Origin of the sequence: Spirillospora sp. NPDC000708 (assembly GCF_040299565.1) — a bacterium.
In the GTDB taxonomy this organism is placed as follows: Bacteria; Actinomycetota; Actinomycetes; order Streptosporangiales; family Streptosporangiaceae; genus Spirillospora.
Window position 1 is genome coordinate 44,175 of sequence record NZ_JBEPCJ010000073.1, and the last position, 11,409, is coordinate 55,583.

The 11,409-nt window shown below is 73.4% G+C and carries 12 protein-coding genes; 8 read left to right on the top strand and 4 right to left on the bottom strand.

All coding sequences use genetic code 11. The annotated features are described in order from the left end of the window. Window positions 1–3: 3 nt before the first annotated feature. Genes ABT299_RS37805 through ABT299_RS37815 form a run of 3 tightly spaced genes read right to left on the bottom strand, consistent with a single transcriptional unit; the run spans window position 4 to window position 2,979 of the window. Entirely contained in the window at window positions 4–1,104 is a 1,101-nt protein-coding gene (locus ABT299_RS37805; protein WP_500253668.1) for an alcohol dehydrogenase catalytic domain-containing protein, read from the bottom strand. After that, window positions 1,101–2,066 carry a hypothetical protein gene (locus tag ABT299_RS37810; protein ID WP_500253669.1) on the bottom strand — a complete coding sequence of 322 codons (966 nt, stop codon included), beginning with the start codon at window positions 2,064–2,066 and terminating at the stop codon, window positions 1,101–1,103. The genes ABT299_RS37805 and ABT299_RS37810 overlap by 4 nt, the downstream gene beginning before the upstream one ends. 1 nt (window position 2,067) lies before the next feature. Continuing rightward, the gene (locus ABT299_RS37815) at window positions 2,068–2,979 is read right to left on the bottom strand and encodes a TAXI family TRAP transporter solute-binding subunit (protein ID WP_500253670.1); all 912 of its coding nucleotides are present in this window, start codon (window positions 2,977–2,979) and stop codon (window positions 2,068–2,070) included. A 113-nt stretch (window positions 2,980–3,092) separates the two neighbouring features. Here ABT299_RS37815 and ABT299_RS37820 point away from each other — a divergent pair, with 113 nt between their 5' ends. Beyond that, on the top strand, window positions 3,093–3,887 hold the full coding sequence (locus ABT299_RS37820; protein WP_500253671.1) for an IclR family transcriptional regulator: 795 nt from the start codon (window positions 3,093–3,095) through the stop codon (window positions 3,885–3,887). Between the two features lie 185 nt (window positions 3,888–4,072). Here ABT299_RS37820 and ABT299_RS37825 read toward each other — a convergent pair whose 3' ends face one another. Continuing rightward, window positions 4,073–4,567, bottom strand: a complete 495-nt coding sequence (locus tag ABT299_RS37825) for a VOC family protein (protein ID WP_190861431.1) — start codon at window positions 4,565–4,567, stop codon at window positions 4,073–4,075. 137 nt (window positions 4,568–4,704) lie between these two features. Between ABT299_RS37825 and ABT299_RS37830 the strand changes: the two genes are divergently transcribed. The 7 genes from ABT299_RS37830 to ABT299_RS37860 form a co-directional block, all read left to right on the top strand. Beyond that, complete coding sequence (locus tag ABT299_RS37830) at window positions 4,705–5,520, top strand: fumarylacetoacetate hydrolase family protein (protein ID WP_500253672.1); 816 nt, start codon at window positions 4,705–4,707, stop codon at window positions 5,518–5,520. 29 nt (window positions 5,521–5,549) lie between these two features. Beyond that, window positions 5,550–6,530, top strand: coding sequence for a hypothetical protein (locus ABT299_RS37835; RefSeq protein WP_500253673.1), 981 nt, complete (start codon window positions 5,550–5,552; stop codon window positions 6,528–6,530). Next, window positions 6,527–7,213 carry a class II aldolase/adducin family protein gene (locus ABT299_RS37840; RefSeq protein WP_387031445.1) on the top strand — a complete coding sequence of 229 codons (687 nt, stop codon included), beginning with the start codon at window positions 6,527–6,529 and terminating at the stop codon, window positions 7,211–7,213. The genes ABT299_RS37835 and ABT299_RS37840 overlap by 4 nt, the downstream gene beginning before the upstream one ends. Beyond that, window positions 7,210–8,796 carry a bifunctional 3-(3-hydroxy-phenyl)propionate/3-hydroxycinnamic acid hydroxylase gene (locus tag ABT299_RS37845; protein ID WP_500253674.1) on the top strand — a complete coding sequence of 529 codons (1,587 nt, stop codon included), beginning with the start codon at window positions 7,210–7,212 and terminating at the stop codon, window positions 8,794–8,796. The genes ABT299_RS37840 and ABT299_RS37845 overlap by 4 nt, the downstream gene beginning before the upstream one ends. 32 nt (window positions 8,797–8,828) lie before the next feature. Then, the gene (locus ABT299_RS37850) at window positions 8,829–9,755 is read left to right on the top strand and encodes a TAXI family TRAP transporter solute-binding subunit (protein WP_500253675.1); all 927 of its coding nucleotides are present in this window, start codon (window positions 8,829–8,831) and stop codon (window positions 9,753–9,755) included. Further along, complete coding sequence (locus ABT299_RS37855) at window positions 9,752–10,477, top strand: dienelactone hydrolase family protein (RefSeq protein ID WP_190861419.1); 726 nt, start codon at window positions 9,752–9,754, stop codon at window positions 10,475–10,477. Before ABT299_RS37850 ends, ABT299_RS37855 begins: the two co-directional genes overlap by 4 nt. 5 nt (window positions 10,478–10,482) lie before the next feature. After that, the coding region (locus ABT299_RS37860) for an alcohol dehydrogenase catalytic domain-containing protein (RefSeq protein WP_500253676.1) at window positions 10,483–11,409 on the top strand (927 nt) is incomplete at its 3' end.

The following is an 11,409-nucleotide window of genomic DNA, read 5'->3' on the forward strand; positions in this document are numbered from 1 at the left end:
GGCTCAGGGGTTGACGACCGCCATCCACATCGGCTCCGCACGCCGGACGAGGGCGTCCATGGCCCGCGGCGCGTCGGCGAGCGGGAACCGGTGGGTGATCAGCTCGTCGGCCGTGAGCCGCCGCGACGCCAGCAGGTCGAGCACGGCCGAGGTGTCCTCGCGGGTGCAGCCGCGCGTTCCCACCACGCGCCAGCAGCGGGTCATGATGATCCTGATGGGGAACGGCAGGGCCGCTTCGCTGCCGCCCATGTGGACCAGGGCGCCGCCGGTGGCCAGTGCCTGCATCGCCTGCACCGTGCCGGGGCCGCCCGGCAGGTAGTCGAGGACGGCGTCCGCCCCGCCGGGCAGCAGGTCGTCGAGCCGGCGGGCCAGCCCGTCGTCCTCCGTCCAGTCGCCGGGCAGCTCCTCCAACGCGACCGTCCTGACCGGCACGGCGCCGGCGAGCGGCCGCACCGCCTCCAGACGTTCGGCCGACCGTCCGACCAGGACCAGTTCCCGGACGCCGAAGAACTCCGCCAGCTTGACGGTCGCGGTGCCCATCGCCCCGGTCGCGGCCGTGACCACGACGCGCCCGCCCGGATGCAGCCCGGCGCTCTTCAACGCGCGGTGGGCGTTGCCCAGCTCGTGCAGCTTGGCGGCGACGTCGAAGCCGACATGGTCGGGCAGCGGGTCGACGAGCCGCCTCGGGACCCGGACGTACTCGGCGAGCCCGCCGTCGTGGTACCGCGCGTACAGCTCCATCGGGCCGGTGCCGAACGCGGCGTTGCCGATCATCGCGGCGTCGCCGCACATCTGCTGCCGCGCCGTCGTGCAGTACCGGCACGATCCGCACGACAGCATCGGGTGCATCCGGACCCGCGCCCCCATCAGCGCGGTGTCGACGTCCGCGCCGGTCTCGACCACCGTGCCGGCCACCTCGTGCCCGGGAGTGCTCGGCAGGTGGGTGAACCGGCCCCGCGCCAGGTGCTTGACGATGCTCGGCGCAAGGCCCGCCGACACCACCTTGACCAGCACGTCTTCCGGTCCGACCCGCGGAACGCCGACCTTCTCCACGCGCAGTTCCGTCGACCCGGCGTGCGCGCGGACGGCGAGCATCCCGCTCATCGCAGAGCCTCGATCTCGCGGGGAGCGGTGCCGCGCGCCTTCTTGGTCCCTTCGGCGACCTGCGGCACCGCGCCGGCGGCGGCCACCGCCAGGTGCGTGCTGGGTTCGGAATGGACGGAGGTGAACGCGATCCCGAGCGGTATGCGGACGAAGTCGCCGGGGACGAGGTCGAGCGTGCCGCGCTGCGTCACCAGCGTCCGCGTCCCGGCGACCTGGTACTGGATCTCGTCGGCGTCGCGGTGGCGGCGGTAGCGGCGGCCGTCGGACGAAGCGGCCACGACCTGGCCGATGAGGAGCCGCGGCGACTCGTACAGCCACACGGTCTGGTCGGACCGCACCAGCGTGATGCGGGCGTCGGTGCGCTTCGCGCGGTCGAGGAGGAGCCGCTCGTCCGCCGCCGCGACATGGATCCCCTCCCCCTGCCCGCCGCGCATCTCGGTGATCATCTCGTTCTGGACGGTCGGCTCCCAGCCGGGGAACGGCGTGGGGAGGTACTCGGAGAGGCGGGTCGGCGGGACGCGCTCGGCCAGCGGGGCGGGACTGTAGAAGAGCAGGTGGATGTCGCCGTCACCGAGGTTGTCGTGGGCCACGCCGACCGGGATGCGGGAGAAGTCGCCGGGGGCGTGGGTGATGGTGCCGATCTCGGTGATCAGGGTCCGGCCGCCCGTCACCTGGTAGGAGACCTCGTCGACGTCGGCGTTGCGGTGGTAGAAGCCCTGCCGCCCGGTCATCGTCTGCACTTCCATGCGCAGGAAGTCGTTCTGGTACAGCCCCTTGGGGTGGGTGCGTCCGGCGTCGACGTACCGGGGGCTGAAGTGGACGGCCTCCAGGGGATCGTGGTCGCGCAGGGCGCGGGCGCGGATCGGCAGCGGCTCGCCGAGCAGCAGGTCCTCGTCGCGCTCCAGCACGACGGGCGGTTCGGTGAAGGGGAAGGCGTCGAGGTGTTCGTGGACCAGGCCCATGTCAGAGGTATCCGTTCTCCTTGTAGAAGGCCGCCGCGCCCGGATGGAGCGGCACCGGCGGATCCAGCGGCAGGCTCCGCATGTCGACCGGGCTCGTCATCGCGGCGGTCGGCCCGGTGAAGCGTCCGGAGATCTGCTCCTTCTGCTCGTCGAGCGCCTCCAGCACCAGGCGGGCGGTCGCGTCGGGCAGGTCCTCGGCGCAGTACAGGACCCAACCGGAGAAGTCGATCGTCGGGACGTCCCGCTCGACCCCTCGCAGCCGCCCGGCGCGCAGCACCCCCGGCCGCATGCCGAGCTCGGCGCAGCGGGCCAGGATCCCGTCCTCGACGGGGAGGTAGTCCAGGTCGTAGGTCTCACTGATCCGCTTCCACCGCCAGGTCATGACGGCCTCGTCGAAGACCGCGTCGAACGCCGGGTCCACCGGGACCGACTCCGGCTGGTTGGGGTACTTCGGCCGGTCGTGCAGGATCCGCCCGCCCCACGCCTCCAGGTCGGCGACCGTGAAGCCGTGCAGCGAGAAGAGCCGCTCCAGCGCGATGGCCGCCGGGTGTCCCGACTCGCGGGTCGGCATCGAGATCTTCAGCGGCAGCCTCCGCTCCCGGACGTCGTGCAGGCTGCGCACGCGGTGCCGCTTGCGGACCGCGAGGACGAGCTGGTCGTCGTGGGCGAAGCTCGCCAGCGTCCGCACCCCTTCCTGCCCGGCCAGATGCCACGCGGGGGTGGTGATCGCGGCCTGGTAGCGGCCCTGCCGCACCAGGTCGGGGCCGTTGAGGGCGAGTTCGGCGTAGGGCGTGCCGGTGACCACCGAGACCGTCGAGCCGCGCGGCAGCCCGCCGCGCGCGAGTCCGTGCGCGATCAGGCCGCCCACGCTGGTGAAGTTGCCGCCCGGGCAGAGAAGTTTGAGATCGACCATGCGCTCTCCTCGTGAGGGTCCCGGCAGTGTAAGCGTGTCCCGCATCTCGTGACTAGTGTCCTGATATTCGGAAACAACGAGGGACGACCTGGTTTTCATGTAGGTTTTCCTGCATGACAGGACAGTCGACGGACCGGACGAGCGGTTACCGCGAACGCAACTCCACCGCTGATCGCGCCTTGGACATCCTGCTGATGTTCGAGGACTCGAGGCTCGTGGTCGGCGGCCAGGAGGTCGCCGACCATCTGGGGGTCGCGCGGTCGACCGCGTACCGCTACCTGCAGAGCCTGGCGTCCTCTGGGTTCATCGAGGAGCAGCGCCCGGCGGGGTACCGGCTCGGGCCCCGGGTGTTCGAACTGGCTCGGCTGGCCCGCAAGGGACTCGGGCTGTCGGAGGTGGCCCGGCCCGTCATGCGCGAGCTGTGCGACCGGGTCGGCGAGGCGGTGCTGCTCACGCGGCGGACCGGAGCCACCGTGGTCTGCCTGGAGCGCGAGGAGACCGACCACCCGGTCCGGCTGTCGTACGAGCGCGGCCACGTCCTGCCGGTCAACGCGGGCGCCTCCGCGCTGGTGCTGCTGGCCTGGGCGCCCGAGAAGGAGATCGACGAGATCATCGAGACCAGCGGGCTGCCCCGCTTCACCGGGGCGACGATCACCGGCGCGGCGGAGCTGCGTGCCCGGCTGGCCGAGATCCGGGAGCGCGGGACGGCGGTCTCGCGCGGCGAGCTCGACCCGGACGTGCTGGGCGTCGCCGCGCCGATCCGCGGCGCCGACGGCGAGGTCGTCGCGGCCGTCAGCGTCGCGGCCCTGTCGCACCGGGTCCCGGACGAACGGCTACCGGAGGTCCAGCAGGCCGTCAACGAGGCCGCCGCCGCCATCAGCGGACGGCTCGCGGTCGTCTCGTCCTAGCCGATCCGCCCTTCCCCGTCCCGACACGAGCACGCGCACGGGCCGGGCGGGGCGGGGAAGGGCCGGCGCCGCCGCGGGCTCCGGGGACGAGCCGCGCCGCGAGCGGCCCAGCCCCTGGGCCGCACGGCTGCGGGGCCGGGCCGCCCGCCGCCGCGTCCCCGGAGCCGCACGGCCGTTCCCCCGCGCTACTGGACGGGCCGGTAGGCGGGGCCCCCGTCGTCCAGGAGCCGTTCGGCCTCGGCGTAGATCTCCTCGGGCGGCAGGCCGAAGTCGATGCTCTTGCGGAACGGCTGCGGGATGTCCCGGTCGATGCGCAGGTAGACCTCGTTGCGGTTGCCCTCGGGGTCGAAGAAGTAGATGCCGAAGGCGTTGCCGTGGGTGACCTCCTGCTGCACCTCGACGCCCTCCTCCCGGAACCTCCGGTGGAAGGCGCGGATGTCGTCGAGGGTCTCGACCCGCCAGGAGATCTGGTGCTGCTGCTTGGCGCCGGGCGGGGCGGTGCGCCCGGTCTGCAGGACGAACTCGTGGTGCTCCACGTCCGGGCGGGCACTGAAGAACACGATGCCGATCTCGTCGTCGTGGTCGGTGACGGTCAGGCCGAGGACCCGCTCGTAGAAGTCCCGCATCAGCGGGAGGTCGGTGACCCAGAGTCCGGTATGCCCTAGTTCGGCGATGGCCATGGACGACTCCTTGTCCTGTTTTACAGGAAGATAATCCTGAATATTGAGCACGCTAGCTCATTGACCGCCGATCGCTCCAGCCCTAGCTTGTATCGAAACACAGGATGCTTGCTCTAACAGACAGGACAGGATGTGGGATGCGGTTCGTTGCCTACCGGGATGAGAACGGAGCCGAAGCGCTCGGCCGCCTCGACGGGACACGGGTGCACCGGCTGCTCGGGCTCGACCGGATCGACCGCGCGGCGGGCGATCCCGCCGCGGTGCCGGTGGCTGAGGACGGCGCCGAGCTGGACGGCCTGACCCTGCTCCCCGTCGCGCGCCCCGGCAAGGTCTTCTGCGTCGGGCTCAACTACCGCGCGCACGTCGACGAGACCGGGCGCGACCTGCCGGAGTACCCGGTGCTGTTCCCCAAGTTCGCCTCCAACCTGATCGGGCACGGCGAGCCGATCCTGCTGCCGCCCGAGTCGTCCCAGGTGGACTACGAGGCGGAGCTGGCCGTGGTGATCGGCAGGGCCGGCCGCCGCATCCCGCGCGGCGAGGCGCTGGAGCACGTGCTCGGCTACACGATCGCCAACGACGTCACCATGCGGGACTTCCAGTACAGGACGCACCAGTGGATGCAGGGCAAGGCCTGGGACGGCTCCACGCCGCTCGGGCCCGTCCTGGTCACCGCCGACGAACTGGACCCCGGAAAGCTCGACCTCTCGCTGCGGCTGAACGGGCGGGAGATGCAGTCGGCCTCCACCGACCGGCTCATCTTCGACGTGCCGACGCTCATCGAGGTGACGTCCCAGTTCACACGGCTGGAACCCGGGGACGTGATCCTCACCGGCACCCCGGGCGGCGTCGGGTTCCGCCGCGACCCGCAGGTGTTCCTCGCCGACGGCGACGTCGTCGAGGTGACGATCGGCGGCATCGGCACGCTGCGCAACACCGTCCGGGCAGAAGCCTGAGCCGCGATCCCGAGAACCGAGGAGGACCCATGGGCACCGTCCAAGAGAGCTTGGAGGCGTTCCCGTTCGACGCCGCGCCGCGCGTGTTCCGGCGGCGGGAGGAGCAGTTGCTCGGCGATCCGGTCGTCCGGCCGGGAGCGCCGCGGATGGGACGCGACCACCCGCCGATCGAGGTCGTGCACCTCGGCGCCGAGTACGTGGACCGGCCGTTCGCGCCGCCGCGCGGCGTCTACGAGAGCGACTTCCTGCGCCTGGAGTGGCAGACGATGAACGGCCGGCAGCCGTTCTACCACCGCAACTGCGATGTGGACGAGATGTCGTTCCAGGTCACCGGCGTGCGGACGCTGATGACCGACATCGGCAGCGTCGACCTGGTCGCGGGCGACTTCTCCCGCATCCCGGTCGGGGTGGTGCACGACAACTACGGGCGCGAGGACATCCACATCCTGTTCTACGTGCCCGCCCCGGTCCACGAGGCGATCCCCGCCGCGCGGACCTCGCGGGTGGCGATCCCGCCGTTCGACGGCTGGGAGCCCAGCGAGATCAACGAGATGATCACTGAGTGCCTCGCCGGGCCCGGCCACGACATCGTGCTCGCGCCGGCGGACGAGCAGGCCCTGCTCGAGCACGCCGCGACCGAGACCGACCGGATCCAGGTGCTGCGTCCCGGCGACGCCGCGGGCACGACCTGGGTGTACCGCTCGTCCGACGTCCTGATCGGGCGGACGTGGGCGCCGGCGTCGGACGGGCGCGTGTACCGGCGCATCCGCAACGCCCAGGAGATCCAGTACCAGCTCGACGGGCGGCGGACGCTCGTCACCCAGCGCGGGACCGTCCGGCTGGAGCCGGGCGACTTCGTCAAGATCCCGGCCGGGATCGCCTTCACCTCGATCCACCACGAGCCCAGCACGCACCTCACGGTCGTCTCGGCGCGGGAGGTGCCGCGGGTCACCGAGGCGACGCGCACGGCGGAGCGGCTGCCCGCGGCCGAGATCGAGGCGCTGCGGTGACCGCGCGGGACCTCGCGATCGCGGCGAACCGGGCGCTGGCGGCGGCCGGTCAGTCGGACATGGTGTGGGGGCACGCGGCGGTCCGCGACCCGGACGGGCGCGGCATCTGGATCAAAGCGCCGGGCTGGGGGTTCGAGGAGATCGACGCCGACCGGATGCAGCTCGTCTCCTGGACCGCCGGCGTCCTGGAGGGCGACGGCGAACCGCACAAGGAATGCCACATCCACCTGGAGATCCTCCGGCGGCGGCCGGAACTGCACTGCACGGTGCACAGCCACGCGCACTCCGCCGTCGCGTTCGCGGCGCTGGCCACGCCGCTGCTGCCGATCTCGCACGAGGGGGCGCTGTTCGGCGGGGAGGACGTGCCGCGCTTCGCCCTCACCGGCGGGCTCGTCCGCAGCCCCGAGCTCGGGCGGGCGCTGGCCGAGACGCTCGGTGCCGCGCCCGCCGCGCTGATGCCCAAGCACGGCCTCGTCGCCGCCGGGACGAGCGCCGAGGCGGCCGTCATGCACGCCGTCCTGCTCGACCGGGCCTGCCGGACGCAGCTGGCGGCGATGGCGGCCGGGCCGATCCGCGTGTGGTCCGACGACGCGGAGGCGGCGGCGAAACGCGACGAGTGCTGGCCCGGCGCCCAGCTCGACGCGGGTTTCGCCTACCTCGTCCGCAAGGGCGGCCGCCCGTGACCGCCCCCATCCTGATCGCCGGTGCGGGACCGGTCGGGCTGACCGCCGCGAACCTGCTGGCGGCGCGCGGCGTGCCGGTCGTCCTCGTCGAGCGCAACGCCTCCACCAGCGACGAGGCCAAGGCGATCAGCCTGGACGACGAGTCGCTGCGCACCCTACAGGCCGCGGGCCTCGACGGCGCCGTCCTGGACATCGTCGTGCCCGGCACCGGCACCCGCTACTACGACCGCAGGGGCCGCCCGCTGTTCCAGGCCCGCGGCCCCGAGCCGTACCGCCTCGGGCACCCCTTCAAGAACCAGTTCGCCCAACCCGAGCTGGAGCGGGTCCTGCTGCAGAACCTCAAGGACCGCGACGGCGTCGACATCCGGTTCGGCACCGAACTCGCCGACGTCGTCGAGACCCGCGACGGCGTCACCGCCGTCCTGGACGCCTCCGGCACCCGCACCGAGCTGCGGGCGAGCTGGGTGCTCGGCTGCGACGGCGGCCGCAGCACGATCCGGGAGCTGAAGGGCATCGGCATGACCGGGACCAGCCACCAGGAGGTCTGGCTGGTCGCCGACACCATAGGAGACCATCACGACGAGCGGTACGGCATGCACCTCGGCCGCCCCGACCGGCCGACGGTCATCGTGCCGGGGCGGGACGGCCGCTGCCGGTACGAGTTCCGGCTCCGTCCCGGTGAGGGCCGGGGCGGCACCCGGCCGGACTTCGCGACCATCGCCCGCCTCGTCTCCCCCTACCGGACGATCACCCCCGAGCAGGTCGAGCGCGCGACGAACTACACCTTCAACGCCGTGGTCGCGGACCGGTGGCGCGACGGCCGCTGCTTCCTGCTCGGCGACGCGGCGCACATGATGCCGCCGTTCGCCGGGCAGGGCCTCAACTCGGGCGTCCGCGACGCCGCGAACCTGGCGTGGAAGCTGGCGGAGGTGTGGCACGGCCGCGCGGCCGAGCGGCTCCTCGACACCTACGAGCCCGAGCGGCGCCCGCACGCCGAGGCGACCGTCGCGTTCTCCGAGCGGCTCGGGCGGGTGGTGATGACCGTGGACCCGATGCGGGGGCGCCTGCGGGACACCGCCGTCCGGGCGCTGCTGCTGGCCCCGTGGAGCCGCCGCTACCTGACCGAGATGCGGTTCCGGCCCCGGCCCGTCCACGCCGGCGGGGTCGTGGTGCGGACGGGGCACGGCGACGAGCGGCTGGTCGGGAGCCAGCTCCCCCAGCCGCGCGTGCTCGTCCCGCCGGGCCTGCGCCCGCGGCGGCTCGACGACGTCCTCGGCGACGGCCCGGTGCTGCTCGGCGTCGACGTCGCGCCCGCCGCGTGGGAGCGCGTCGACGCGCATCTCCCGGCGTGGCGGATGCCGCGGCTCGACGTGGTGCTCGGCGACCGGCTGCCGCGCCCGCGCGACGGGCGGCAGGCGATCGCCGACGCCGACGGGCGGCTCCAGTCCGCGCTGGCCGCCGCGCGCGGACGGTTCGTGCTGGTCAAGCCCGACCGCTACATCGCGGCCGTGTTCCCCTCTGCTCGCGCCGCGCTCGTGCGCGACGCGCTGGCCGGCTACTTCGACCTGGAAGGCACCATATGACCCGCCCGCCCGAACCGAGGATCGACCGGTCGTTGACATTGCACCTGCGCGGCGACTGGGGCGCCGCCAACCTGCACCGGGTCTGCGGCTGGATCTCCCAGGAGCTCACCGACCGCTGCGGCCCGTACACCAAGGTCGCGATCTGGAACAGCCGCGGTTACGCCGACGCCGTCCGCGCGGTGGGGCGGGGCGAGGTGCACGTGGCGCTGACCACGCCCGCCGCGTTCGCCGCCGCCGCCCTCGACGGCCGCGGCCTGTACGCCGGGGAGTCGTTCCCCGAGCTGCGCGCGCTCGGGGTCGTCCCGCAGCGCGACCGTCTGGTCGTGGGAGTGCGCAGGACGCTCGGGATCACGTCGTTCGCGGAGCTGCGCGAGGCCGCGCCCGCGCTGACCCTCGCGACGTCCGGACACGACGGGGAGAACCACGTCGGCGTCGGCGCGCACGAGCTGCTGACCCGTTCCGGGGTCGACGTCGCCGGCTGGGGCGGGACGGTCCTGGCCGACGAGCGCCCCTGGGAGACGTTCGCCCACGTGCTGGCGGGACGCGCGGACGCCGTCGTCCACGAGGCCGTCATGCTGCCGCACTGGCAGGAGTTCGGCGCCGACCTGCACTTCCTGGAAGTGGAGCAGGACGTCCTCGACGGCCTGTGGGCCGACTACTCCTGGCCCGCGGCGACCGTCGAGGAAGGCTACTTCCCCGGCTGCCCGCGCTTCCGCACGCTCGACTTCTCCGACTTCCTGGTGCTGACCCGCTCCGACCTGCCCGACGACGTCGCCTACGCGATCGCGTGGGTGCTGGGCGAGACCCGGGAGGTCATCGAGCGCCAGTACCGGCACCTCCCGCCGGAGAAGAGCCCGATCACCTATCCCCTCGACCCGGTGGCGATGGGCCGCACGCCCGTCCCGCTGCATCCCGGCGCCGCCGAGTACTACGACGCCCTGCCGCAAGGAGAGTCATGACCGAATGGATCACCCTTGAGACCGCCGACGGCCCGATGCGCGTGTACGCCGCACGGCCGGACGGGGCCGCCGACCGGGCCGTCGTGGTCCTGCAGGAGGCGTTCGGCGTCAACGACCACATCCAGGACATCGCCCGCCGGTTCGCGGCGCGCGGGTTCCTGGCCCTGGCGCCCGACCTGTTCCACCGCACCGGGGTCGGCACCCTCGGCTACGACCGGCACGCCGAGGCGATGCCGCTGATCGGCGCGATCGGCCCGGACGCGATCGCCGCCGACGTCGGCGCCGTCCTGGACCACCTCGCCGCCGCGGGCTTCGCCGCGGACCGGACCGCGGTCGTCGGGTTCTGCTTCGGCGGCCGCGCCGCCTTCACCGCCGCCACCGCGATCCCGGGGCTCGCCGCGACCGTCGTGTTCTACGGCCCCGGCATCGCGGCGGGCCCGCACGCCGTCCTGGACCGTTCCGGCTCGATCGACGCGCCGATGCTGCTGCACGTCGGCGCCGACGACCCGACCATCCCCGCCGATCAGGTGAAGGCCATCGACGCGGCGCTGCGGGACGCGGGCGCCGACTTCGAACAGCACGTGTACGAGGACGCCGGGCACGCCTTCGCCTGCGACGCGCGCCCCCACATGTACCGGTCAGGCCCGGCCGAGACCGCCTGGGCGCGCACGCACGCGTTCCTCGACCGGCACCTGCCCTCGACCGCCGCGGAGGCCCGGTGAAGACGATGCTCGCCGCGCGCGCCGAGCGCGGCTCCGACGCGCTGCACCTGGTCGAGATCCCCGTCCCGGAACCGGGGCCGCTGGACGTCCTGATCGAGGTCGCGTCCGCCGGGCTCGCCCCCGGCATGATGCGGCTGCTCGCCCAGGGCGCCTTCCGGCATCTGCCGACCACCCTCGGGCACGAGGCCGCCGGGACGGTCGCCGCGGTCGGCGACCGGGTCACCGGGATCGCGCCCGGCGCCCGGGTCCGCGTCCACCCGAACCTGACCTGCCGGTCCTGCCGGTACTGCCGCACCGACCGCGAGATGATGTGCGCGCAGCAGGCGATGATCGGGCACGCCGCGTTCAGCGACGTCCCGATGCCGCTGTACGACGAGTACCACGACGGCGGGCTCGCCGGGTACGTCCGCGTCCCGCACTGGCTCGTCGACCCGCTGCCGGACGCGGTGAGCTTCGACGTGGGCGCGAAGGTGCACGACCTGGCCAACGCGGTCCGCGCCCTCAAGCTCGCCGATCTCGCGGCGGGCGCGACCCTGGTCGTCACCGCCGCCACCGGGACGATGGGCACCGCCACCGTCGCCCTCGCCCCGCACTTCGGGGTCGCGCGGCTCGTCCTGGTGGGCCGCAGCACCGAGCGGCTGGAGGCGGTGCGCCGCCTCTCCCCCGGCGTCGCCACCGACATCCTCGCGCTGGACGGGCTGCCCGCCGGCTGGGAGGAGGGCCAGGGCCTCACCCGGGCGCTGCGGGACCTCGTGCCGGGCGGCGCCGACGCCGTCCTGGACTACGTCCCGCAGGGTCCGGTCACCCTGCAGGCCACGGCCGCGCTCACCACCGGCGGGACGCTCGTGCACATGGGCGCCAACCAGGCCCCGGTGACGCTTCCGATGGTCGCGCTGATGCGCAACTGCTGGCGGATCGTCGGGACCCGCGCC